19 protein-coding genes and 1 riboswitch are annotated in these 22,219 nt (G+C 72.4%); of the genes, 9 read left to right on the top strand and 10 right to left on the bottom strand.

The window, feature by feature from the left end:
* The first annotated feature begins 83 nt into the window (after nt 1-83).
* From ASC58_RS16000 to ASC58_RS15980, 5 genes are all read left to right on the top strand, one after another.
* Complete coding sequence (locus tag ASC58_RS16000) at nt 84-1,307, top strand: NAD(P)/FAD-dependent oxidoreductase (RefSeq protein WP_056917717.1); 1,224 nt, start codon at nt 84-86, stop codon at nt 1,305-1,307.
* A 132-nt stretch (nt 1,308-1,439) separates the two neighbouring features.
* The gene (locus tag ASC58_RS15995) at nt 1,440-3,986 is read left to right on the top strand and encodes an ExeM/NucH family extracellular endonuclease (protein ID WP_235529275.1); all 2,547 of its coding nucleotides are present in this window, start codon (nt 1,440-1,442) and stop codon (nt 3,984-3,986) included.
* Nucleotides 3,987-4,075: 89 nt separating this feature from the next.
* Nucleotides 4,076-4,828, top strand: a complete 753-nt coding sequence (dapB, locus tag ASC58_RS15990; RefSeq protein WP_056917715.1) for a 4-hydroxy-tetrahydrodipicolinate reductase — start codon at nt 4,076-4,078, stop codon at nt 4,826-4,828.
* Nucleotides 4,829-5,176 carry a hypothetical protein gene (locus ASC58_RS15985; RefSeq protein WP_056919996.1) on the top strand — a complete coding sequence of 116 codons (348 nt, stop codon included), beginning with the start codon at nt 4,829-4,831 and terminating at the stop codon, nt 5,174-5,176.
* Nucleotides 5,177-5,223: 47 nt separating this feature from the next.
* A complete protein-coding gene (locus ASC58_RS15980; protein ID WP_056919995.1) occupies nt 5,224-5,592 on the top strand; it encodes a VOC family protein in 369 nt (122 codons plus the stop codon).
* A gap of 19 nt (nt 5,593-5,611) precedes the next feature.
* On the opposite strand, the gene ASC58_RS15975 is transcribed toward ASC58_RS15980, so the two are convergent.
* Genes ASC58_RS15975 through ASC58_RS15955 form a run of 5 tightly spaced genes read right to left on the bottom strand, consistent with a single transcriptional unit; the run spans nt 5,612 to nt 8,579 of the window.
* Entirely contained in the window at nt 5,612-5,926 is a 315-nt protein-coding gene (locus ASC58_RS15975) for an AzlD domain-containing protein (protein WP_056917712.1), read from the bottom strand.
* A complete protein-coding gene (locus ASC58_RS15970; protein ID WP_056919994.1) occupies nt 5,923-6,654 on the bottom strand; it encodes an AzlC family ABC transporter permease in 732 nt (243 codons plus the stop codon). Before ASC58_RS15970 ends, ASC58_RS15975 begins: the two co-directional genes overlap by 4 nt.
* Nucleotides 6,651-7,256 carry a GNAT family N-acetyltransferase gene (locus tag ASC58_RS15965; RefSeq protein ID WP_056917710.1) on the bottom strand — a complete coding sequence of 202 codons (606 nt, stop codon included), beginning with the start codon at nt 7,254-7,256 and terminating at the stop codon, nt 6,651-6,653. Before ASC58_RS15965 ends, ASC58_RS15970 begins: the two co-directional genes overlap by 4 nt.
* Nucleotides 7,257-7,290: 34 nt before the next feature.
* The gene (locus ASC58_RS15960) at nt 7,291-7,758 is read right to left on the bottom strand and encodes a dihydrofolate reductase (protein ID WP_056919993.1); all 468 of its coding nucleotides are present in this window, start codon (nt 7,756-7,758) and stop codon (nt 7,291-7,293) included.
* Nucleotides 7,759-7,787: 29 nt separating this feature from the next.
* Nucleotides 7,788-8,579 (bottom strand): thymidylate synthase, encoded by a 792-nt coding sequence (locus ASC58_RS15955; protein WP_056917708.1) that lies wholly within the window; start codon nt 8,577-8,579, stop codon nt 7,788-7,790.
* Between the two features lie 157 nt (nt 8,580-8,736).
* Here ASC58_RS15955 and dapA point away from each other — a divergent pair, with 157 nt between their 5' ends.
* Together dapA and ASC58_RS15945 are read left to right on the top strand one after the other, a co-directional pair.
* On the top strand, nt 8,737-9,627 hold the full coding sequence (gene dapA / locus ASC58_RS15950; protein WP_056919992.1) for a 4-hydroxy-tetrahydrodipicolinate synthase: 891 nt from the start codon (nt 8,737-8,739) through the stop codon (nt 9,625-9,627).
* Nucleotides 9,624-11,309 (top strand): ribonuclease J, encoded by a 1,686-nt coding sequence (locus tag ASC58_RS15945; protein WP_056919991.1) that lies wholly within the window; start codon nt 9,624-9,626, stop codon nt 11,307-11,309. Before dapA ends, ASC58_RS15945 begins: the two co-directional genes overlap by 4 nt.
* Nucleotides 11,310-11,369: 60 nt before the next feature.
* Here the strand turns inward: ASC58_RS15945 and ASC58_RS15940 are convergent, their stop codons facing one another.
* A complete protein-coding gene (locus tag ASC58_RS15940) occupies nt 11,370-12,863 on the bottom strand; it encodes an aminotransferase class V-fold PLP-dependent enzyme (RefSeq protein WP_082553379.1) in 1,494 nt (497 codons plus the stop codon).
* A gap of 42 nt (nt 12,864-12,905) precedes the next feature.
* Nucleotides 12,906-13,018, bottom strand: a riboswitch (SAM riboswitch).
* Nucleotides 13,019-13,449: 431 nt separating this feature from the next.
* Here ASC58_RS15940 and ASC58_RS15935 point away from each other — a divergent pair.
* Both ASC58_RS15935 and ASC58_RS15930 read left to right on the top strand, forming a co-directional pair.
* A complete protein-coding gene (locus ASC58_RS15935; protein WP_082553378.1) occupies nt 13,450-16,221 on the top strand; it encodes a DNA translocase FtsK in 2,772 nt (923 codons plus the stop codon).
* Between the two features lie 11 nt (nt 16,222-16,232).
* Nucleotides 16,233-17,573: a multidrug effflux MFS transporter gene (locus tag ASC58_RS15930; RefSeq protein ID WP_235529274.1), complete on the top strand. Its 1,341-nt coding sequence runs from the start codon at nt 16,233-16,235 to the stop codon at nt 17,571-17,573.
* Between the two features lie 66 nt (nt 17,574-17,639).
* Here the strand turns inward: ASC58_RS15930 and ASC58_RS15925 are convergent, their stop codons facing one another.
* The 4 genes from ASC58_RS15925 to kdpC all read right to left on the bottom strand — a co-directional run bounded on the left by ASC58_RS15925 (nt 17,640) and on the right by kdpC (nt 22,217).
* Nucleotides 17,640-18,281, bottom strand: coding sequence for a hypothetical protein (locus ASC58_RS15925; RefSeq protein ID WP_157598547.1), 642 nt, complete (start codon nt 18,279-18,281; stop codon nt 17,640-17,642).
* Nucleotides 18,282-18,390: 109 nt separating this feature from the next.
* Nucleotides 18,391-19,068 (bottom strand): response regulator, encoded by a 678-nt coding sequence (locus ASC58_RS15920; protein ID WP_056917704.1) that lies wholly within the window; start codon nt 19,066-19,068, stop codon nt 18,391-18,393.
* Nucleotides 19,065-21,575, bottom strand: coding sequence for an ATP-binding protein (locus tag ASC58_RS15915; protein ID WP_056919989.1), 2,511 nt, complete (start codon nt 21,573-21,575; stop codon nt 19,065-19,067). Before ASC58_RS15915 ends, ASC58_RS15920 begins: the two co-directional genes overlap by 4 nt.
* 51 nt (nt 21,576-21,626) lie before the next feature.
* On the bottom strand, nt 21,627-22,217 hold the full coding sequence (gene kdpC, locus ASC58_RS15910; protein WP_157581638.1) for a potassium-transporting ATPase subunit KdpC: 591 nt from the start codon (nt 22,215-22,217) through the stop codon (nt 21,627-21,629).
* Nucleotides 22,218-22,219: the final 2 nt, after the last annotated feature.

Below are 22,219 nucleotides of genomic sequence, written 5' to 3'. Positions count from 1 at the left end.
GGCCCACCTCACGGTGGGTCGGCCCGTTCGTCGTCCACGGACCGAGGGTTGCGCTGGGGGGCGAAGCGACCAAAGGTGGGGACATGGCTGATGAGCGGACGTTCGTGGTGGTCGGTGGCGGGCTCGCGGGAGCGAAGTCGGTGGAGGCGTTGCGCGACAAGGGTTTCGAGGGTCGCCTCGTCCTCCTCGCGGGCGAGGACCACCTGCCGTACGAACGCCCACCGCTGTCCAAGGACTACCTCAAGACCGGCGAGGGGCTCGACGACGCCTTCGTCCACGACCAGGACTGGTATGCCGCCCACGACGTCGAGGTGCGCACCGGCACCGTGGTGACGGCGGTCGATCGTGACGCCCACGAGGTGGTGACCGCGGCGGGGGAGCGGATCGGCTGGAACCGGCTGCTGCTCGCCACCGGCAGCTCACCGCGACACCTCGACCTCCCGGGGGCCGACCTCGACGGGGTGCTCTCGTTGCGCACCATCGAGGACAGCGACCGCCTGAGGGGGGCGTTGCAGCCCGGGCGCAGGGTCGTCCTCGTCGGTGGCGGGTGGATCGGGCTCGAGGTCGCGGCGGCCGCACGGGAGGCCGGTGCCACCGTCACCGTGCTGGAGTCGCTCGACCTGCCGCTCGTGCGCGTGCTCGGGCCCACCGTCGCCCAGGTGTTCGCCGACCTGCACCGCGAGCACGGGGTGGACCTGCGCACCGGCGTGCAGGTGGAGGAGCTCGTGGGTGAGGGCGGTTCGGTCACCGGGGTGCGTCTGGCGGACGGCTCCACCGTCCCTGCCGACCTCGTCGTCGTGGGCATCGGGGCCGCCCCCAACACGGGTCTGGCCGCGGACGCCGGCCTCGAGGTCGACAACGGGATCGTCGCCGACGCAGTGGGGCGCACGAGCGACCCCGAGGTCTTCGTCGTCGGTGACGTCGCCAACGTGGAGCACCCGTTCCTGGGGCGGCGGGTGCGCGTGGAGCACTGGGCCAACGCCCTCAACCAGCCGACCATCGTGGCGGCGGGGATGCTCGAGCAGTCCGCCCCCGAGGCCGAGCTGCCGTACTTCTTCACCGACCAGTACGACCTGGGCATGGAGTACCACGGGCTCGGCGCTCCCGACGACGAGGTGGTCGTCCGCGGCGACCTGACCGGCCGTGAGTTCGTCGCGTTCTGGCTGCGCGACGGGGCCGTCACGGCAGGGATGAACGTCAACGTGTGGGACGTCGGCGACGCCGTCAAGGGCTTGATCCGCTCGCGCGCGAGCGTCGACCGGGCGAAACTTGCCGACCCGGGCGTGCCCCTGGAGAACCTGACCTGACCTTTACCTTCTGGACGCCTTCCATACCTCGTATGGGGCATCTGTCCATGTTTGACTGCACCCTTGGCGCCGGGCCCGCATCCCTGGGCGGCGCGACTTTCTTCGAGAACAACTCGGGTGTGGAGGACTGCTGTGCGCGAACGTCGCAAGCAACTGATGGGGGCGGCCGGCGCGATAGCGCTGACCGCCGGTGTGGTCTCCGTGGCGACGAGTGCGCAGGCCGCACCGCCGCCCACGGCTGGTGTGGTCATCAACGAGGTCTACGGCGGTGGGGGCAACTCCGGCGCACCGTACAAGTACGACTTCATCGAGCTGGCGAACACGGGCAGCGCCTCGGTGAGCCTGGCCGGGTGGTCGGTGCAGTACGCGTCGGCGACCGGCGCCGGCTGGGCGACGACTCCCTTGACGGGCACGCTGCCCGTGGGTACGACGTACGTGGTCAAGGAGGCTGCAGGGACCGGCGGCGGCTCCGACGTGCCGGCTGACGCCACCGGGACGATCGCCATGTCCGGCACGGCGGGCAAGGTCGCGCTCGTCAACAGCACCACGGCCTTGACCGGGTGCGCTGCCACCTGCTCGGCCTCGGCGCAGGTCATCGACTTCGTCGGGTACGGCACGACCGCGAACGACTACGCGGGCACCGGCCCGACGGTCGCACCGAGCAACACGACCTCGGTCAGCCGCAACGCGACCCACGCCAACACGGCGAACAACAGCGCCGACTTCAAGGCAGGGGCCCCGACCCCGACCGGCCTGGAGACCCCGCCCCCGCCGCCGGCGCCGGTCGAGAAGACCATCGCCGAGGTGCAGGGTCCCGGCGCGACCTCCCCGCTCGCGGGTGAGACCGTCGTGGTCAAGGGCGTCGTGACGGCCGCCTACCCGACCGGCGGCTTCAACGGCTTCTTCCTCCAGACGCAGGGCACCGGCCCCGAGCCGCGCGCCGACGGCGCCTCCGACGGCGTCTACGTCTTCCAGCCCGGGACGCTCTCGCCCGAGGCGGTCGTGGGCAACTTCGTCCAGGTGACCGGCAAGGTCAGCGAGTTCGGTGGCCTCACCGAGATCACGACCACGGCTGCCGACGTCGTCGACGCCGGGGTCGCGTTCACCCCCGTCCAGCCGCTCGTCACCGGCTGGCCGACCACGGACGCGAAGCGTGAGTCCATCGAGGGGATGCTGTTCCAGCCCACCGGCGCCTACACGGTGACCAACACCTTCGGGACCAACCAGTACGGCGAGGTCGGCCTCGCGGTCGGCACCACCCCGCTGCTGCAGAACACCGAGGTCGCCAAGCCCGGGACGCCCGAGGCCGACGCCGTCGTGGCGGACAACGCGAAGCGCCTGGTCACCCTCGACGACGGCTCGTCGACGAACTTCACGGCCAGCAGCTACTCGACCGCGACCTGCGGCGCCCGTCCCGTCCCGTGCCTGCTCAACGCCGACAAGACCCCCGCCTACGTCTCGACGACGAAGCCGGTCCGGGTCGGGGCCCCGGCGACCTTCACCGCGCCGGTCGTCGTGGACTACCGCTTCAACCTCTGGCGGTTCCAGCCCACCTCCCAGGTCGTGGGCCCGGACAACGCGACGTCGCCGGTGACCTTCACCAACACCCGCACGCCGGCTCCCGACGAGCGGGACCTGAGCCAGCGCGGGACGCCGGACCTCAAGGTCGCCTCCTTCAACGTGCTCAACTACTTCACCGACCTCGGTGACGCGGACCCGAGCTGCACCGCCTACTACGACCGCGACAGCAGCGGCGACACGGTGCGCGACGGCTGCGACAACCGTGGGGCGTGGGACGCCGCCGACCTGGCCCGCCAGACGGAGAAGGAGGTGTCGGCGATCAACGCGCTCGACGCCGACGTCGTCGGCCTCATGGAGGTCGAGAACTCCGCTCAGTTCGGACACAGCCGCGACGAGACCCTCAGCCGCCTCGTGGCCGCGCTCAACGCCAGGGCCGGCGCCGGGACGTGGGCCTTCGTGCCTTCGTCGACGGACCTGCCGCCCGTGTCGCAGCAGGACTTCATCACCACGGCGATGATCTACAGGCCGGCGACGGTCATGCGCGTCGACCGCTCCCGTGCCCTGGGCGACCAGAGCGGTGAGGGCCAGGCCTTCGTCAACGCCCGTGAGCCGATCGCCCAGACCTTCAAGAAGAAGAAGGGCAAGGGCGACAAGTTCCTCTTCGTCGTCAACCACTTCAAGTCCAAGGGCTCGGCCGGTCCGTTCCCCGGTGACGCCGACTCCGGAGACGGGCAGGGTGCCTCGGTGACCAGCCGTGTCCTGCAGGCCCAGGCGCTGCGCGACTGGGTCCCCGGGGTGGCCGCCGAGTACGGCGCCAAGGCCATCGTCATGGCCGGTGACTACAACTCCTACACGATGGAGGACCCGCTCGACGTCCTCTACCGGGCGGGGTACACCGACGTGGGCTCGACGTTCGACCCGGGCCAGTACTCCTACTCGTTCTCGGGGACCTCGGGTTCGCTCGACCACATCCTCGTGAACGCGGCGGGTCTGAAGATGTCCACCGGCGCGGACCACTGGAACATCAACTCGGGTGAGTCCGTGGCGCTGGAGTACAGCCGCTACAACTACCACTCGACCGACTTCCACGACCCCGGCCCCTACCGGTCCTCGGACCACGACCCCGTGGTTCTGGGCCTCAAGGCCTTCGTCAAGTAGGGCCGGGACCAGCCGCACCACCCACGCAGGACCGCGTATGGCGGGTCCGCCCCCTCGGGGGTGGGCCCGCCATCGCTACGCTGGCGGGCATGAGCGAGTCGACCCGCGTGGCCGTGATCGGTGCAGCCGGACGGATGGGCGCCGAGGTGTGCCGCGCCGTCGAGTCGGCGGACGGCCTCGAGCTGGTCGGGCGGTTCGACCAGGGGGACGAGCTCGGCGACCTCGCCGGTGCCGGGGTCGTCGTCGAGTTCTCCGTCCCCGACGCCTCGCCCGCGAACGTGCGCCACTGCGTCGAGCAGGGTGTCCACGTCGTCGTCGGCACGACCGGTTGGGACGAGCCCCGTCTGGCGGCCCTGCGTGAGACGCTGGCCGAGCACCCCGAGGTGGGTGTGCTCATCGCCCCCAACTTCGCGATCGGCGCCATCCTCATGATGCGCTTCGCGCAGGAGGCGGCCCGGTTCTACGAGTCCGTCGAGGTCATCGAGCTGCACCACCCCGCCAAGGTGGACGCCCCCTCGGGGACCGCGGCCCGGACGGCCTCCCTCATCGCCGCGGCTCGGGCCGAGGCCGGGATCGGCGACGTCCCTGACGCGACCACGCAGGACCCGGACGGCGCCCGCGGCGCGCGGGTCGACGGCATACCCGTGCACTCGGTGCGCCTGCGCGGCCTCGTGGCGCACCAGGAGGTGCTGCTCGGTGGCGTGGGGGAGATGCTCACGCTGCGCCACGACTCCTTCGACCGCACGTCGTTCATGCCCGGTGTCCTGGCCGGGGTGCGCGCCGTCGGCGACCACCCCGGGCTCACGGTGGGTCTCGAGCACGTCCTCGGTCTGGACGACTGAGTGCGCGAGAAGGTCACCGCACTCATCACGATCCTCGTGCTGGTGTTCTACTCGGCGACGATCGGCTGGCGCGGGGTCGCCCTCATCGCCGACGGCCGGCCGGCCTCGATCCTGCTCGGCCTCGGCGTCGTGCTCATCCCGGTCGTCGCGCTCGTGGCGATCGCGCCGCTGGTCCTCCTGGCGCGCGACGGTTCGCGGATGATGGCGCAGGCCAACGAGTCCGGGGCGCAGGGGACGTGGGCGACCGAGCTCGAGCAGGCGGAGGCGTGCCGGGTCGCCCGGGACCGCAAGGGGGAGCAGGCGCACTACCGCGCCGCGGTGCGGGCCTGGCGGGCCACCCAGGACTGAGCAGTCCGACCCTCCCGCCCCCTTCCGGTCGGTCCTACGGTGGAGGCATGCACCGTTCACGCATCGGCATCGTCCTCATCGACCATGGCGCGGAGCACTTCGACCAGAGCGTGGCGTTCTGGTCGGGCGTGCAGGGCATCCGACCGACCCAGGAGGGGCCGTACGCCTCGGTCGGGGAGGTCGGCGGCCTCAACCTCGAGGTCCAGCGCCTCGGGCAAGGGGGCCCGAGGGTCCACCTCGACATCGAGTCGGACGACATCCCCGCCGAGGTGGCCCGGCTGACCGCCCTTGGTGCCACGGTGGTCGAGCAGCGCGACGGGTACGTGGTCATGGCCGACCCCGGCGGTGTCGTGTTCTGCGTGGTCGGGATCCAGACGGGGGACCGGTTCGTCGAGGACGCCCTCGAGTGGCCGTGACGCGGGTCGGACCCGGTCGCTAGGGGAGGCCCAGCGCGCGCAGCCCCGCCGCGACGGCAGCGGCGAGCACGACGACCACGATGAACGGCGCGCGCAGCAGCAGGGCCACGATGGCCACCCCCACCGCCGCGGCACGGGAGTCGACCACGACCCCGCCCGACCTGGTCGTCAGGGTCTGCACCCCCACGAGGGCCGCGAGGAGCGCGATCGGCAGGGCCGAGGTGATGCGGGTAGTGCGTTCCCCGTCGAGCCAGCTCGCCGGGACGAGGTGACCGAGGTACTTCAGGGCGAAGGCCAGCGCGGACGCCAGCAGGACGGCGGTCCAGGTGGTCACGTCGGTTCCCCCTCGCCGTCCCAGTGGTGCGGTGGCGGCGGGTCCCGGTGCGCCCGGCGCCACAGGCCGGCGGCGAGGGCGGTCGTCGCAGCGACCAGCACCGGCACCCCGGCGGGGGCGTGCGGGGCCAGCAGGACCGCGACCACCGCGCTGGCCGCGGCGATCGCGAACGCGTCGGCCGACCTGAGCCGGGGCCACAGCAGCGCGCAGAACGCGGCAGCCGCGGCAGCGTCGAGACCGTAGGTGCGCGGATCACCCATCGCGTCGCCCGCCAGTGCGCCGACGAGGGTGGCGAGGTTCCAGAGGACGAAGACACCGATGCCGGTGGCCCAGAAGCCGATCCGGCCCGCCGGGGCCTCGGGTTGGGCGACGCCGACCGCGGTCGACTCGTCAATCGTGAGGTGGGCGGCGGCGACGCGGCGGGCTCCGCGGACCCCGAGCAGGCGGGAGACCTGCAGGCCGTACAACCCGTTGCGCACCCCCAGCAGGGTCGAGGTCGCGATCGCCGCCGGCGCACCGGCCGGACCCGCTGCCAGGACGCCGACGAACGCGAACTGCGACCCACCGGAGAACAGCAGCAGCGACAGGGCCTGCGTCTGGAGGATGGTCAGCCCCGCCGCCACCGACAGGGCGCCGAAGCTGATGCCGTACGCCCCGGTGGCCACCGCCACGGACAGCGACTGGCGCAGCACGGCCCGGCGTCGCCCGGGCGCGAGGGCCGCCGTCACGGGCCGTCGGGCTCCCCGTCGGGCCGGATGTCGGCGACGAGGCGCACCTCACGGGCGGTGTCACCCTCGGGCGAGACCACCCGGTCGCGGAAGGCGCCGTCGGGGTGCAGGCCCGAGGCGGACAGGAACGCCCGGGTCGCCTCGTCGGTGGCCAGCACCCAGGTGTGCAGGGTGTCGGCACCAGCACCCCGGAGGGTGTCCACCGCGGCGTTGAGCAGGCGTGAGCCGTGCCCGGCGCGACGAGCCTGTGGGTGGACGGCGAGGGCCGAGACCTCGCCCGTCGCACCTCCGGCGTCGGGGTCCTGGCTCGGACCGATGGAGGCGAACCCGACGACCTGGTCACCGGCGCAGGCCGCGAGCAGGCGGTAGACGCCCTGCGGTGGCGAGGCGAGCGACTGGCGCCACGCGCTGGCGAAGGCGTTGGGCTCGAAGGCCTCGAGCACCTCGGCCGGGACCACGTCGGCATACGCCTCGCGCCACACCACGGCCTGGACGAAACCCACGGCAGGCGCGTCGGTCTCCCGAGCGGTGCGCACGCTCGCGTCGGCCAGCGGCCCCGGGGTCTGGTCGTGCTGGTGGGAGTGGTCGTGCGGGTGGCTCATGCCGGCCATCCTCGCACCCCGTCGACGCGCTCCCTCAGCCGCGCTCATAGGTGACCCAGCTGAAGCCGTCACGGTCCTCGCGCGCGGTCTCCTGCCAGTGCGTCGGGTCGATCTCGGGGAACCGGACGTCGCCCTCGGGGGACTGGTCCACCTCGGTGATGAGCAGCCGGTGCGCCCACGGCATCGCCTCGGCGTAGACCTGCCCGCCACCGCAGACGAACACCTCGTTCACCGGCCCTGCCAGCGACAGCGCCTCGCTGAGCGAGTGGGCCGTCTCGACGTCGGCGTGCGACCAGTCCGCCTGGCGGGTGACGACGATGGTGCGGCGACCTGGCAGCACCCGCCCGATCGAGTCGAACGTCTTGCGCCCCATGACCATCGGGTGCCCCATCGTGGAGCGTTTGAAGAAGGCGAAGTCCTCGGGCAGGTGCCAGGGCATGTCGTTGTCGGCACCGATGACGCCGTTGCGCCCGACCGCCGCGATGAGGGTCACGTTCGTCATGCCGACAGGGTATGCCGTGGGGTGACCGCTCAGACGGCGATGGGCGCCTTGATCGAGGGGTGCGCCTCGTACCCGACCAGCTCGAAGTCACCGAGGTCGAACTCGTCGATCTGCTTGCCCTTCGCGATGACCATGCGGGGCAGGGGGAGCGGCTCACGGGTGAGCTGCAGCTTCGCCTGCTCCACGTGGTTGGAGTACAGGTGCGCGTCGCCGAGGGTGTGCACGAAGTCGCCGGGCTCGAGGTCGCAGATCTGGGCGACCATCATCGTGAGCAGGGCGTACGACGCGATGTTGAAGGGCACGCCGAGGAAGATGTCTGCGGAGCGCTGGTAGAGCTGGCAGGAGAGCCGGCCGTCGGCGACGTAGAACTGGAACATCGTGTGACAGGGCGGCAGGGCCATCGAGTCGACGTCGGCGACGTTCCACGCCGAGACGATGTGGCGGCGCGAGTCGGGGTTGGTCCGGATGGCGTCGATGACCTTGGCGATCTGGTCGACGTGGCCGCCGTCGGGCGTCGGCCAGGAGCGCCACTGGTAGCCGTAGACGGGCCCGAGGTCGCCGTTCTCGTCGGCCCACTCGTCCCAGATCGAGATGCCGCGCTCCTGCAGCCAGCGGACGTTCGAGTCGCCGCGCAGGAACCACAGCAGCTCACCGATGATCGACTTGAGGTGCAGCTTCTTGGTCGTCAGGACCGGGAAGCCCTCGGAGAGGTCGAACCGCATCTGGTAGCCGAAGACCGAGCGCGTGCCCGTCCCCGTCCGGTCGGACTTGTCCGTCCCGGTCGTCATCACGTGGTCGAGGAGGTCCAGGTACTGCTGCACGACGGCAACCTAACACCGCGCGGCGACGGGACCCGGCGCCATACCGACAGGCGGTCCCGGCGATGATCCGGTCGCGCAGCACAGGGATCCCGCCAATGTCGGTGTCGCGGCACGAGCAGGGCGCTGGGCCGCCGCCGCGGAGCGATAGCCTGCGGGTATGAGCACAGCGTCTCCGTTCGGTCGCCTCCTGACAGCCATGATCACGCCGATGCGGCCCGACGGGAGCGTCGACGCCGAAGGTGCCAAGCGGGTCGCCCAGCACCTCGTGGACACCGGGCACGACGGCATCGTCGTCAACGGCACCACCGGTGAGTCCGCCACCCTCACCGACGACGAGAGCCTCGAGATGGTCAGCCTCGTCGCCGAGGCCGTCGGTGGCCGGGCCGCCGTCGTCGCGGGCGTCGGTTCGAACGCCACCGCGCACAGCGTCGAGATGGCCGGGCGCGCGCAGCATGCCGGCGCGACCGGGCTGCTGCTCGTCACGCCCTACTACAACAAGCCCACCCAGGCCGGGGTCGTCGCGCACTGCCGCGCGGTCGCCGGGGTGACCGACCTGCCCGTCATGCTCTACGACATCCCCGGACGCACGGCCATCCCGTTCACCCCGGAGACCCTTGCCGAGCTGGCCACCGTGCCGAGCATCGTGGCCGTCAAGGACGCCAAGGGCGAGGCGTGGTCGACGACCAAGGTCATGGCCTCGACCGACCTGCTGTACTACTCGGGCGAGGACGCGACCACGCTGCCGTGGCTGGCCATGGGCGCCATCGGCACGGTGAGCGTCGTCGGCCACGTCGCCGGACGCGAGTATGCCGCGATGATCGAGGCCGTCGACCGCGGCGACCTCGCGGCGGCCCGAGTCATCCACCAGCGCCTCATCCCGGCGGTCGACGCGATCATGAGCACGTCGCAGGGCGCGATCATGGCCAAGGCGGCGCTCGTCGAGCTGGGCGTGATCGAGCACGCGACGGTGCGCCTGCCGCTGGTCGAGTCCCCTCCGGAGCACCTCGAGCTGCTGAGGGCGGGCCTGAAGGAGTCGGGTCTGCTGTGAGCCACCCGCACCCCGAGCTGACCTCACCGCCCCAGCTCGACCCGAACGGCGTCCGCGTCGTCGCCCTCGGTGGCCTCGGCGAGGTGGGTCGCAACATGGCCGTCATCGAGCACGCCGGCCAGCTGCTGATCATCGACTGCGGCGTCCTGTTCCCCGAGGACCACCACCCGGGCGTCGACCTGATCCTGCCCGACTTCGAGTACATCGAGGACCGCCTCGACCAGGTCCAGGCCATCGTCCTCACGCACGGCCACGAGGACCACATCGGTGCCGTGCCCTACCTGCTCAAGCTCAAGAAGGACATCCCGGTCGTCGGCTCGATGCTGACCCTGGCGCTGGTCGAGGCCAAGCTCAAGGAGCACCGGATCACCCCGTACGCGCTCGGGGTGAAGGAGGGGATGCGCGAGAAGCTCGGGGTGTTCGACTGCGAGTTCGTCGCCGTCAACCACTCCATCCCCGATGCGCTCGCGGTGTTCGTCCGGACCCCGGCCGGGACGATCCTGCACACGGGCGACTTCAAGATGGACCAGCTGCCGCTCGACGGCAGGCTCACCGACCTGCGCGCGTTCGCCCGTCTCGGTGAAGAGGGCGTCGACCTCTTCATGACCGACTCGACCAACGCCGAGGTGCCGGGGTTCACCACCCCGGAGAAGGACATCGCGCCGGCCATCGACAAGGTCTTCCGCGACGCCGAGCGCCGGATCATCGTCGCCTGCTTCTCCTCGCACGTGCACCGCGTCCAGCAGGTGCTCGACGCCGCGGAGAAGGCCGGGCGCAAGGTCGCCATGGTCGGTCGCTCCATGGTGCGCAACATGGGGATCGCGGCCGAGCTCGGTTACCTGCACGTCCCCGACGGGGTGCTCGTCGACGTCAAGAAGCTCGACAACTTCCCCGACCACCAGGTCGTCCTCATCTGCACGGGTTCGCAGGGAGAGCCGATGGCGGCCCTCTCCCGCATGGCCAACCGCGACCACCGCATCGACGTGGGGCCCGGCGACACCGTCCTCATGGCGTCCTCGCTCATCCCCGGCAACGAGAACGCCGTCTACCGCGTCATCAACGGCCTGATGCGCCTGGGCGCCGCCGTCGTCCACAAGGGCAACGCGAAGGTCCACGTCTCGGGTCACGCCAGCGCCGGCGAGCTCCTCTACTGCTACAACATCGTCAAGCCGCGCAACGTCATGCCGGTGCACGGCGAGTGGCGCCACCTCGTGGCGAACGCCGAGCTCGCGGTGCAGACCGGGGTGCCGCGTGAGCGCGTGGTCCTGGCCGAGGACGGGGTGGTTGTCGACCTCGTCGACGGCGTCGCGAAGGTGGTCGGCGCCGTGGACTGCGGGTACGTCTACGTCGACGGTTCGTCGGTGGGCGAGTTCGACGAGGCCCTGCTCAAGGACCGCCGCATCCTGCGCGACGAGGGGTTCATCTCGGTGATCGTCGTCATGGACTCCGCCACGGGCAAGGTCGCCGCGGGCCCGGAGATCCAGGCCCGGGGCTTCGCCGAGGACGACGAGATCTTCAACCAGGTGCGCCCCAAGATCGAGCAGGCGCTCGCCGAGGCGACCGGCAAGGGCATCACCGACCCCCACCAGCTCGAGCAGGTCATGCGTCGTGCGATCGGCAGCTGGGTCGGCGGCAAGATCCGTCGCCGCCCGATGATCATCCCGGTGGTCATCCAGGCCTGAGCCGCGTCCCCGCCAGGGGCGCGTCCCCGCAGGGACGCGTGTCCCACCAGGGGCGAGCTGCTACCAGGGGCGGGCGGGGGACAGGTCGCGGGTGTCCTCCACCGGGAGCCACCCCTGCGGCGTGACCTCGTAGGCCGCCCGTGGTCCGTTCGCAGCCAGGTCGGCCACCGCGGCGAGCAGGCGCTCGACGTGCTCGGCCGTGGTGCCCAGACCGACGCTGGCCCGGATCGCGGTGCCGGACCCTGCGCCATACGGGTCGTCGAGGAGGGTGTCGACGCACAGGTGCGCGCAGAACTTCCCGTCGCGGACCCCGATCCCGTGCTCGGCGGACAGCGCCGCCGACACCAGCGAGCTGTCGAGCCCGTCGATCGTGAAGGTGGCGACCGCGACGCGCTCGTGGTCGTCGCCGAAGAGCGAGTAGGTCTCGACGCCGTCGATGGCGCGCAGGCCCTCGAGGAGGGCGGTGCCGAGGGCGTCTTCGTGCGCCTCGACCGCAGCGGCGCCGGTGCGGAGGGCGTGGCAGGCCGCGGCGAGGGCGACCGCGCCGATGACGTTGGGGCTCCCGGCCTCGTGGCGGGCCGAGCCGGTGTGCCAGGCGACGCCGTCCTCGGTGACGGCCCTGGTCGCTCCGCCCCCGGCGAGGTAGGGCGTCGCCGCGTCGAGCCAGTCGGAGCGGCCCGCGAGGACACCGGCGCCGAACGGCGCGTAGAGCTTGTGACCGGACAGGACGACGTAGTCGACGCCGAGCTCGGCGAGGTCCACGCGGCGGTGCGGGGCGTACTGCGCCGCGTCGAGGACGACCCGGGCACCGGCCTTGCGGGCGATCGCGGCGAGCTCGCGGACCGGCCAGACCTCGCCGGTGACGTTGGAGGCGCCGGTCAGGACGACGAGGCGGTGGCGGCCGTGGCGGTTCTTCAGCGCCGTGCGCAGCAGGACCGCGGCGTCGGCGGCGCTTCCGGGGACGGGCAGGCGGGTGGTCTGGCGCGCCTTCCACGGGAGCAGGGCGGCGTGGTGCTCGGTCTCGAAGACGAAGACCTGGGTGTCGCGCGGCAGGGCGCGGGCCAGCAGGTTGAACGAGTCGGTGCTGTTGCGGGTGAAGACCACCTCGTCGCCGGGCCGGGCCCCGACGAAGGTCGCGACCTCCTCACGGGCCTGCTCGTACCAGGCGCTGGTCACCTTGGAGGCGTACCCGTTGCCGCGGTGCACGGAGGAGTAGGTGCGCAGGGCGCTGTCGACGGCGGCCTTGACGCTGACGAGCGACGGCGTCGAGGCGGCGTGGTCGAAGTTCGCGTAGTCGACCGGGCCGTTCAGCGTGGGCACCACCAGCCCGGCCGAGACCACGGCGGGCAGGTCGGCGGACCGGTGGACGGGCAGCTCGGCCGGCAGGGGCTCGACCGCACCGCCCAGCGGCAGCGAGGCCGGCGCGACCAGAGGCGGAACGGCCCGGAGGTGCTCACGGGCGTTCTCCCGGGCGTGGGCGAGGGGAGCGGTGCGGCGGAACGCGTGGTCCGGCGTGCTCTCGGGAGTGGTCGGTGGGGTGCTCGCGATCGACATGGAGGTCAGCTCCTGGGTCCGGTGGGACCCGGGCTGTGCTCGGGTCCGCGCTTGCCGGCTGCGGGTGCAGTCGACCCGGTCGTCACCCGGAGCACCCCACCGCGGTGGAGGGTTGCTGGTCAGCAAGCCGGGGCTGTGCGCTGACACTCATGACCTTGACGACGAAGGTAGCGGCGGTCCGGCCGTCCCTCCACCAGCCGGACGGACCTTCTCGCCATCTGAGACCTCGGGGGAGGTCGGGCCGGAAACGGTGGTGCAGGTGATCTGGCGGGACCGGCGCACCCCCTGCCCCCGATGTCCTGGTACGCCTGCACCGGCGACCTCCCCGAGGGGTGGTCGCCGGTGCGGGCCCCGCCAGACGCAGGCTCAGCGTGGCAGGGCTGCACCCGTCGCGTCGGGTGGACCGGCCCCTGCTGCCCGAACCGGGGGGACCCCTCCACCTGTTCGGGTGAGCGGATCCGCCCCGAACGGCGCGGGTGACGGCTCCGGGTCGGCTCCAGGTCGGCTCAGGGTCGGCGTCAGATCCGCCCACGTGGAACGCGTGTGACGCGTGTGTCCGGTGTGACCTTCGCGTAGCCTGCGGACCATGGCCACACGTCCGTCCACCCCGACGCGCATCTCCTCGGCTGGGCAGGCGCGCAAGGGCACCGCCACCCGCCCCGCCAACCGTCGCACCACCACGCCCCGCAAGAGCCCCGCCCGGGGGTCCCGCGGCAAGGCCAGCGGTGGCGGCCTGCCCCTGCCGTTGCGTGCGGTCCGCGGCACGTGGATGGGTATGGCGCACGTAGCCGGTGGCGCGGTCCGCCGCGTCGGCAACGGGGCCCGCGACCTCGAGCCCGAACACCGTCGCGACGGCGTCGGCTTCCTCCTCCTCGGCCTGGCCATCGTCGTGGCCGCCCGCGAGTGGTGGGCCCTCGAGGGCCCGGTCGGCGACGTCATCCACGCCGTCGTGGCCGGCACCTTCGGCCGGGTCGCGTACGCCGTGCCGCTCGCGCTGCTCTACCTCGGCGTCCGGCTGCTGCGCGCCCCCCAGGACGACGGCGCCAACTCGCGCATCGGGGTCGGCCTCGGCGCGCTCGCGTTCGCGGCGTCGGGCCTGGCCCACGTGGCGGCCGGCATCCCCACCCCGCCGGCGGGTGCCGAGGGCATGCGCGACGGCGGCGGCATCATCGGCTTCCTCGCCTCCAGCCCGCTCAAGGCGGCGGTCTCCGTCTACGGCACCGTGCCGATCCTGCTCATGCTCGGCTTCTTCGGTCTCCTCGTGATGACCGCGACCCCGGTCCACATGATCCCCGAGCGCCTCGCCGAGCTGCGCGACCACCTCCTGCACCGCGGGGTCGACGTCGACGAGCCGGCCGCCGAGGAGGCCGAGAAGCCCCGGCGCCGCCGCCGGGTGATCGAGCCCGAGGGGCCGTTCGACGGTGACGAGGCGTTCGAGAAGGCTGCGGTCGTCGTGCCCGAGGGCAAGGACGGCCTGCGTCCCGGGCAGAAGCGCCCGACCGCCCCGGGCGTCCTCGCCCCCGGTGCCACCGGGGCCACCAGTTCCACCAGCGCCGGCGCCTCGGGCGCCCCACCGGTGGTTCCCGCCCGCCAGGTCGCCGAGAAGGTCGCCCTCGAGGCGCCGCCGACGACCCCCCTGCCGCAGCGGGTGGAGCAGCTCGCCCTCGCCGGCGACATCACCTACACGCTGCCCGACAACGCCCTGCTCGAGCCCGGCTCGCCGCACAAGGCCCGTAGTGCCGCGAACGACCGCGTCGTCGAGTCCCTCACCCAGGTGCTCGACCAGTTCGACATCGACGCACAGGTGACCGGCTTCAGCCGCGGCCCGACGGTCACGCGGTACGAGGTCGAGCTCGGTCCCGGCATCAAGGTCGAGCGGGTCACCGCCCTCTCGAAGAACATCGCGTACGCCGTCGCCTCGGCCGACGTCCGGATCCTCTCCCCGATCCCCGGCAAGTCCGCCATCGGCATCGAGATCCCCAACACCGACCGCGAGAAGGTCAGCCTCGGCGACGTCCTGCGCAGCCAGGCCGCCCGCGGCAACGACCACCCGATGGTCATGGGGGTCGGCAAGGACGTCGAGGGCGGCTACGTCATCGCCAACCTCGCCAAGATGCCCCACCTGCTCGTCGCGGGGGCCACCGGCGCCGGCAAGTCGAGCTTCGTCAACTCCATGATCACCTCGATCCTCATGCGTTCGACGCCCGACGAGGTCCGCATGGTGCTGGTGGACCCCAAGCGGGTGGAGCTCACGGCATACGAGGGGATCCCGCACCTCATCACCCCGATCATCACGAACCCCAAGAAGGCCGCCGAGGCCCTCCAGTGGGTCGTGCGGGAGATGGACACGCGCTACGACGACCTCGCCCAGTTCGGCTTCAAGCACGTCGACGACTTCAACAAGGCGGTCAAGGCCGGCAAGGTCAAGCCGCTGCCGGGCAGCCAGCGGGTCATCCACCCGTACCCGTACCTGCTCGTCATCGTCGACGAGCTCGCCGACCTGATGATGGTCGCCCCGCGTGACGTGGAGGAGTCGATCGTCCGCATCACCCAGCTCGCCCGGGCCGCCGGCATCCACCTCGTGCTGGCGACGCAGCGTCCGTCGGTCGACGTCGTGACCGGCCTGATCAAGGCCAACGTCCCGTCGCGGATGGCGTTCGCGACGTCGTCGCTCGCCGACAGCCGGGTCGTCCTCGACCAGCCCGGCGCCGAGAAGCTCATCGGCCAGGGCGACGCGCTGTTCCTGCCGATGGGCTCGAGCAAGACGATGCGCGTCCAGGGCGCCTGGGTCACCGAGTCCGAGATCCAGAACGTCGTCAAGGCTGTCACCGACCAGCTCAAGCCGAACTACCGCGACGACGTCACCGTCGTCGCCGCCAAGAAGCACGTCGACGACGACATCGGTGACGACCTCGACCTGCTGCTGCAGGCGACCGAGCTCGTCGTCACGACGCAGTTCGGGTCGACGTCGATGCTCCAGCGCAAGCTGCGCGTCGGGTTCGCCAAGGCCGGTCGCCTCATGGACCTGCTCGAGTCACGCGGCGTCGTCGGACCGTCCGAGGGTTCCAAGGCCCGCGACGTGCTGGTCAAGCCGGACGACCTGCCCACGACGCTCGCCCTCATGCGCGGCGACGAGGTCCCGGACGCCGAGCCGGTCTTCGACGGCCAGGCCCTGGCCGACGAGGCCGGGGGAGTGGAGCACACCGACGAGGTGCCGGTCGGCGCACCGGCGCCGTCGTACCGGCCCGGCTACGCCCCCGACGACCGCTACGACAACGACCCGGTGGCCGCGCAGTTCGCGGGCCGCGAGGAGGTCGAGGAGTCCGGCGACGCCTGGGAGCTCACCGGGCGCGACTGAGGTCCGTCGGAATGGATCCGGGGTGGGCCGGTGTTGCCCTCCTCGTGACCGCCGCGCCCCAGACCGTGACCGACGACCGTACCCAGACGCTTCCCCAGACCTCCGTCGACTCCTCCCGCTCCTCCGACGAGGCCATGCCCCCCGCCCCGACGGGTCGCGCCTACGTGCGGTTCGTCCTCGTCCTCGGCGCCCTCATCGCCATCGGGCCGCTGACCATCGACACCTACCTGCCGGCCCTGCCCTCGATCACGCGTGACCTCGCCGCGTCCGAGTCGGCCGTCCAGTTCACCCTCACCGGCATCCTGCTCGGTATGGGGCTCGGCCAGCTCCTCGTCGGCCCCCTCGCCGACGCGGTGGGCCGCCGCCGCCCCCTCATCGCCGGGCTCGCGCTGCACATCGCCGCGTCGATCTTCTGTGCGTTCGCGCCGAGCATCGAGCTACTGACCGTGGGTCGTGTCCTCCAGGGCCTCGGCAACGCCGCGGTGGCCGTGGTCTCCATGGCCATGGTGCGCGACCAGTTCGCCGGCTCCGCCGCCGCGACGATGCTCTCGCGCCTGATGCTGGTCATGGGCCTCGCGCCGGTGCTCGCACCGACCCTCGGTGGCTTCATCCTCCAGCTCACCTCGTGGCGCGGGGTGTTCGTCCTGCTCGCGATCGCCGGGACGATGATGGTGACGCTGGCGTCGTTCGCCCTGCGCGAGACGCTGCCACCGGCGCGTCGCCGCAAGCTCGCGTTCAAGCCCGTCGTGGCGACCTACGGTTCGCTGCTCAAGGACCGCACCTTCGTCGGGCTCGTCCTGATCAGCGGCCTGATGTTCGCCACGCTGTTCTCCTACATCGGTGGCTCGTCGTTCGTGCTGCAGGACATCTACGGCCTGAGCGTCGCGCAGTTCGGCCTGGTCTTCGGGATGAACTCGCTGGGCTTCCTGACCGGTTCGCAGCTCAACCCGTTCCTGCTCAAGCGGTTCGAGCCCCGCGTGCTGGTGCGTGCCGGGGTCACCATCGGTGCAGTGGCCGCCCTGCTGACGCTCGCGTCGGCCGCCACCGGCTTCGGGGGCCTGACCCTGATCCTCGTGCCGCTCTGGTTCATCCTGTTCGCCTGCGGCCTGACCCTGCCGAACACCCCGGCGCTGGCGCTCACCCGCCACGGCGAGGCGGCGGGCACGGCGGCTGCGCTGCTCGGTGCCTCGCAGTTCGTCATCGGTGGAGCCGCGGCTCCCCTGATCGGCGCCATGGGTTCGGGCTCGGCCGTGCCGATGACCCTGGTGATGGCCCTGACGGCCTCCCTGGCGCTGGTCGTCGCGACCCTGACCCTGCGCGGGCGGCTGGCTCCGGTGGACGCCACCGCCTGACCGGCGGCACCGCGCACAGCGCGCCCCACCTCGAGCGCTCGACCCCGTCCTCATCGGGTCGAGCGCTCAGGGTTCGGTGGAGAAGGGCCGGACCGCTGGGCCCGGCTCGTCGTCCGCGGCAGCCGCCGCGATGTGGGCCACCAGCGCAGCGAGCGGAGGCGGGACCTGTTCCGCTGTCGTCGCCGCGGCCAGGGCCTGCGCGACGAGCGCCTTGCGCCCCGACGTCGTCCCGGAGAACCGGCGCAGCTGGTCGGTGACCGGCCGACCCTCCCACGTGGGCTGGCGCCGGAACGTCACGAAGCGGTCCAAGAGCCGGAGCCGGTCGAGCACTTCGATGACCCGCTCGACCCCCAGCGCCCGGATCAGCTCGTCCTCGAGGTCCTGGTCGCAGACGTGGAAGCCGAGGGCGGCCATGTCGTCGGCCGAGCCCACCGGGTGACCGATCGACGCCAGTGCACGGGCGAAGTAGCCGGCCTCCCCGACGTCGCAGAGCCCGAGGACGCGCAGCCGGGCAGGGGCGTCACCGTTGGCGTGCGCACTCTGCGCAACGAGGTCGGCGAGGTGGCGTCGGATGTTGGTGACGCCACCCATGTCGACGAGGTCGAGCCGGTCCGGCTGCACGGTGACCGGCCGCACGCCCAGCAACGCGCGCACGGCAGCGACGTCGCTCTGGCCCTCGAGCAGGACCACCACCCGGTGCCCGGACATGGCCGCCAGCATGCCAGCGCCGGGTCGAGGCCGCCGCCCGGTTCGGGCCCGGGTCCCCGGCGGTCCGGCACCCGCGGGCCCGGACATGGCCGCGCGCGGCGACCCCGCGTCATACCTCGAGGCGGTAGCCCTGACCGGGGTCGGTGACGAGGTAGCGCGGGTGGGTGGGGTCGGGTTCGAGCTTGCGCCGCAGCTGGTTGGCGTAGACGCGCAGGTAGTTGGACTCGCGGCCGTACCCGGGACCCCACACCTCGTGCAGCAGGTCCTTCTGCGAGACGAGGTGTCCCGGACGGCGGGCGAGGACCGCGAGCAGCCGCCACTCGGTCGGCGTGAGGCGCACGACGTCGCCGCCGATCGTGGCCGTGCGCTCGGCGAAGTCGAGGGCGAAGTGCTCGGTGCGCAGGGCGGGCGGGTGGTTCTCGCTCTCGCCGGCCCTCCGCAGGGCGGCGCGGACCCGCGCCTGGAACTCCTCCATGCCGAACGGCTTGGTGACGTAGTCGTCGGCGCCGACGTCGAGCGCCTCGACCTTGTCGGCGGAGTCGGTGCGGGCGGAGAGCACGATGACGGGAACGCTCGAGGTGGCCCGCAGCCGGCGCAGGACGTCGATGCCGTCGAGGTCGGGCAGGCCGAGGTCGAGGACGACGACGTCGGGGGAGCGTTCGGCGATCGACTGGAGGGCGGAACGGCCGTCGCCGACGGTCTCGACCTCGTACCCACGCGCCCGCAGGCTGATCGCCAGGGTGCGGCGCAGGTGGGGTTCGTCGTCGACGACCAGGACCACGCTCATGCGGGCATCCTGCCATCGGCGCGGGGGAGCTCGAGGACGATCGTCAGGCCGCCACCGGGGGTGTCCTCCGCGGCGATGGTGCCGTCCATGGTCTCCATGAGGCCACGGGCGACCGCCAGCCCGAGTCCGACGCCGGACCCGCGCGGTGCGTCATCGAGGCGCTGGAACGGGGCGAAGATCGCCGCCTTCGAGGAGTCCGGGACGCCGGAACCCCGGTCGACGACCCTCACCTGGAGGTGGTGACCGGTGGCGTACGCCTTGACGACGACCTCCTGGCGGCCGCCCGAGTGGTGCAGGGCGTTCTCCACGACGTTGGCCACGACGCGGTCGAGGAGGACCTCGTCGTAGAGGGCCAGCGGGAGGTCGTCGGCGGCCAGGACCCGGACGCGGTCCGGTGCCGACACCGTCGACACGGTGCGCCGGATGGTCTCCACCACGGCGCCCTCGCTGACCTGCGCGGCGACCACGCCGCTCTGCAGCCGGGAGATGTCGAGGAGGTTGGCGACCAGGGTGGTGAGCCGGTCGGAGGACTCCTCGATCGTCTCGAGCAGGTCGGCCTCGTCCTGGGCGTCGAACGCCGCACCGGGCTGGCGCAACGTCGAGACCGCTGCCTTGATGCCGGCCAACGGGGTCCGCAGGTCGTGCGACACGGCGCTGAGCAGGGCGGTGCGGGCCCGGTTGTCGCGGGCCAGGGCTCCGGCCCGGCGGGCCTGCTCGGCGAGGTCGGCCCGACGCAGGACGGCCTCGGCGTGCGCGGCGAACGCGGAGACGAGGCGGCGTTCGTCGGCGGCCAGGACCGGCCCGAACAGGGCCAGGGTCGTCGTGTCGTCGACCGGTGCCAGCACCGCGGCCCGGTCCAGCTGGTCCACGTCGAACCCCGGCAGCGCCGCGACCACCTGCCACGGCGCCCGCACCGAGGGTCGTCGCACGAGTCCGGCCGTCGTCAGGTGGAACAGGTCGGCGACCTGCTCGAGCAGCGCGGTGAGCGGGTCCTGCTCGCCCAGCAGCGTCTGCGCCGAACGCTCGAGCGCGAGCGACTCGCGCTGGGCGAGGCGCGCGGCGGCGGCCCGGCGGTCGCTGAGGTGGACCGCGGAGGCCACCGAGACGGCGACGACGAGGAAGACGACGACGGCAGCAGCGTTCTGGGGGTTGGTGATGGTCAACGTCCCCACCGGGTCGGTGAAGAACCAGTTGAGGCTGAGCGACCCCAGCAGGGCGGACACGACGGCCGGCCCGAGCCCTCCCGCCAGGGCGCAGCCGACGGTCAGGGCGAGGAACAGCAGCACCTCCAGCGGCAGGTCGTGCGACTCCCGGGTCGCGATGAGCAGGGCCGTCAGCACCACCGTGCCGAGGGTCGCGAGCAGCCAGCCCGCCAGCCGCCTGCGCCCCGCGAGCGCCCCACGGCCGCGCCGGGACTGGCCGCGGTGGGCCTGCTCGTGGGTGACGATGACCGTGTCGATGTCGCCCCCCGCGCCCTCGACCACGTGGCTGCCGACCCCGCGGCCGCGCAGCGCCTGCCACCAGGTCCGTCGGGAGGCGCCGAGGACCACCTGGCGTGCGTTGACCCCTCGCGCGAAGTCGAGGATCGCGGCCGCCGCGTCGTCGCCGGCCACGGTGTGGAAGGTGCCGCCCAGCTCGGCGACCAGCGTCCGGATCTCGCCGATGCTCTCCAGCCGGGCGTCGATGAGGCCGTCGGCAGGGGTGACGTGGGCGACCACGAGCTCCCCGCCGGCGCCCCGCGCGGCGATCTGGGCGCCGCGCCGGACCAGCGCCGCCGACTCGGGCCCCCCGGTCACGGCGACGACGACGCGCTCGCGGGCCGGCCACGACGACGTGATCCCCTGGTCGCGCCGGTAGCGCTCGAGGCCCTCGTCGACGCGGTCGGCCAGCCAGAGCAGCGAGAGCTCGCGCAGGGCGGTGAGGTTCCCCTCGCGGAAGTAGTTGGCCAGCGCGGCGTCCACCCGGTCGGGGCCGTAGATGTTGCCGTGGGCCATCCGTCGGCGCAAGGCGTGCGGCGACATGTCGACGAGCTCGATCTGGTCGGCCGTCCGCACCACCTCGTCCGGGACGGTCTCCTGCTGACGGATCCCCGTGATCGCCTCGACGACGTCGTTGAGCGACTCGAGGTGCTGGACGTTGACGGTGGAGACGACGTCGATGCCTGCGGCGAGCAGGTCGCGGACGTCCTCCCAGCGCTTGGCGTGCCGGCTGCCGGGGGCGTTGGTGTGCGCGAGCTCGTCGACGAGGACCACCTCGGGCCGGCGCTCGAGGACGGCATCGACGTCCATCTCGCGCAGCGTGCTGCCGCGGTGCACCACCTCGCGGGTCGGCACCACCTCGAGCCCGCCCAGGGCCTGGGCCGTGTGGGCGCGACCGTGCGTCTCGACCAGCCCCACCACGACGTCGGTGCCGCGTTCGGCCCGCCGGTGCCCCTCGGACAGCATCGCGACGGTCTTGCCCACCCCGGGGGCCGCGCCGAGGTAGATGCGCAGCCGGCCGGGGGTCATGACGACATTCTCGCGTCAACGGGGGGTCGAAGGGCCATCGCCGTGCCGTTCCTAGCCGGCGGCGCGGGCCAGCGCGAGGTTGAGCTCGAGGACGTTGACCCGTGGCTCGCCTAGGTACCCGAGGGTGCGCCCCTGGGTGTGCTTCGCCACCAGTGACGCCACCAGGTCCGTGCCCAGCCCGGTCGCCCTGGCGACGCGCGGCACCTGGAGCGCGGCGTACTCGGGCGAGATGTGGGGGTCGAGCCCGCTCGCCGAGGCGGTCAGGGCGTCGGCCGGTATGCCGCCTGCGCCCCGCGAGGTGCCCGCGCCACCGTCCGCCTGCGCCACCGTCGCTCGGCGTTCGGCGACCGCCTTGGCCTGGGCGTCGCTCGAGGCGGCGAGGTTGGAGCCGCCGCTGGTGTCGCCGGAGTAGTCGCTGGTGGACGGACGACCGTGGAACCACCGGTCGCCGGTGAAGGACTGTCCCAGCAGGGACGAGCCGACGACCTTCCCGTCGTGCTCGACGAGGGAGCCGTCCGCCCGGGCGCTCAGGCCGAGTCGGCCGACGCCGAACACGACGGCGGGGTAGACCACCCCGAGCAGGACGGTGAGGGCGAGCAGGAGCCGCAGCGCGGCGGCGTACTGGCGCGTGAGTGAGGTCATGC

The sequence above is a fragment of the Phycicoccus sp. Root101 genome, assembly GCF_001426245.1.
GTDB lineage: Bacteria > Actinomycetota > Actinomycetes > Actinomycetales > Dermatophilaceae > Pedococcus.
The sequence above is the reverse complement of the archived record's forward strand: the minus strand, read 5'-3'. Positions and strand labels throughout refer to the sequence as shown.

Excerpts from the sequence above, each read along its gene's own strand:
- ASC58_RS16000 (WP_056917717.1), top strand. The coding sequence starts at position 84 with ATGGCTGATGAGCGGACGTTCGTGGTGGTCGGTGGCGGGCTCGCGGGA.
- dapB (WP_056917715.1), top strand. The coding sequence starts at position 4,076 with ATGAGCGAGTCGACCCGCGTGGCCGTGATCGGTGCAGCCGGACGGATG.
- ASC58_RS15980 (WP_056919995.1), top strand. The coding sequence starts at position 5,224 with ATGCACCGTTCACGCATCGGCATCGTCCTCATCGACCATGGCGCGGAG.
- ASC58_RS15965 (WP_056917710.1), bottom strand. The coding sequence starts at position 7,256 with ATGAGCCACCCGCACGACCACTCCCACCAGCACGACCAGACCCCGGGG.
- ASC58_RS15960 (WP_056919993.1), bottom strand. The coding sequence starts at position 7,758 with ATGACGAACGTGACCCTCATCGCGGCGGTCGGGCGCAACGGCGTCATC.
- dapA (WP_056919992.1), top strand. The coding sequence starts at position 8,737 with ATGAGCACAGCGTCTCCGTTCGGTCGCCTCCTGACAGCCATGATCACG.
- ASC58_RS15940 (WP_082553379.1), bottom strand. The coding sequence starts at position 12,863 with ATGTCGATCGCGAGCACCCCACCGACCACTCCCGAGAGCACGCCGGAC.
- ASC58_RS15935 (WP_082553378.1), top strand. The coding sequence starts at position 13,450 with ATGGCCACACGTCCGTCCACCCCGACGCGCATCTCCTCGGCTGGGCAG.
- ASC58_RS15930 (WP_235529274.1), top strand. The coding sequence starts at position 16,233 with ATGGATCCGGGGTGGGCCGGTGTTGCCCTCCTCGTGACCGCCGCGCCC.
- ASC58_RS15925 (WP_157598547.1), bottom strand. The coding sequence starts at position 18,281 with ATGTCCGGGCACCGGGTGGTGGTCCTGCTCGAGGGCCAGAGCGACGTC.
- ASC58_RS15920 (WP_056917704.1), bottom strand. The coding sequence starts at position 19,068 with ATGAGCGTGGTCCTGGTCGTCGACGACGAACCCCACCTGCGCCGCACC.
- ASC58_RS15915 (WP_056919989.1), bottom strand. The coding sequence starts at position 21,575 with ATGACCCCCGGCCGGCTGCGCATCTACCTCGGCGCGGCCCCCGGGGTG.
- kdpC (WP_157581638.1), bottom strand. The coding sequence starts at position 22,217 with ATGACCTCACTCACGCGCCAGTACGCCGCCGCGCTGCGGCTCCTGCTC.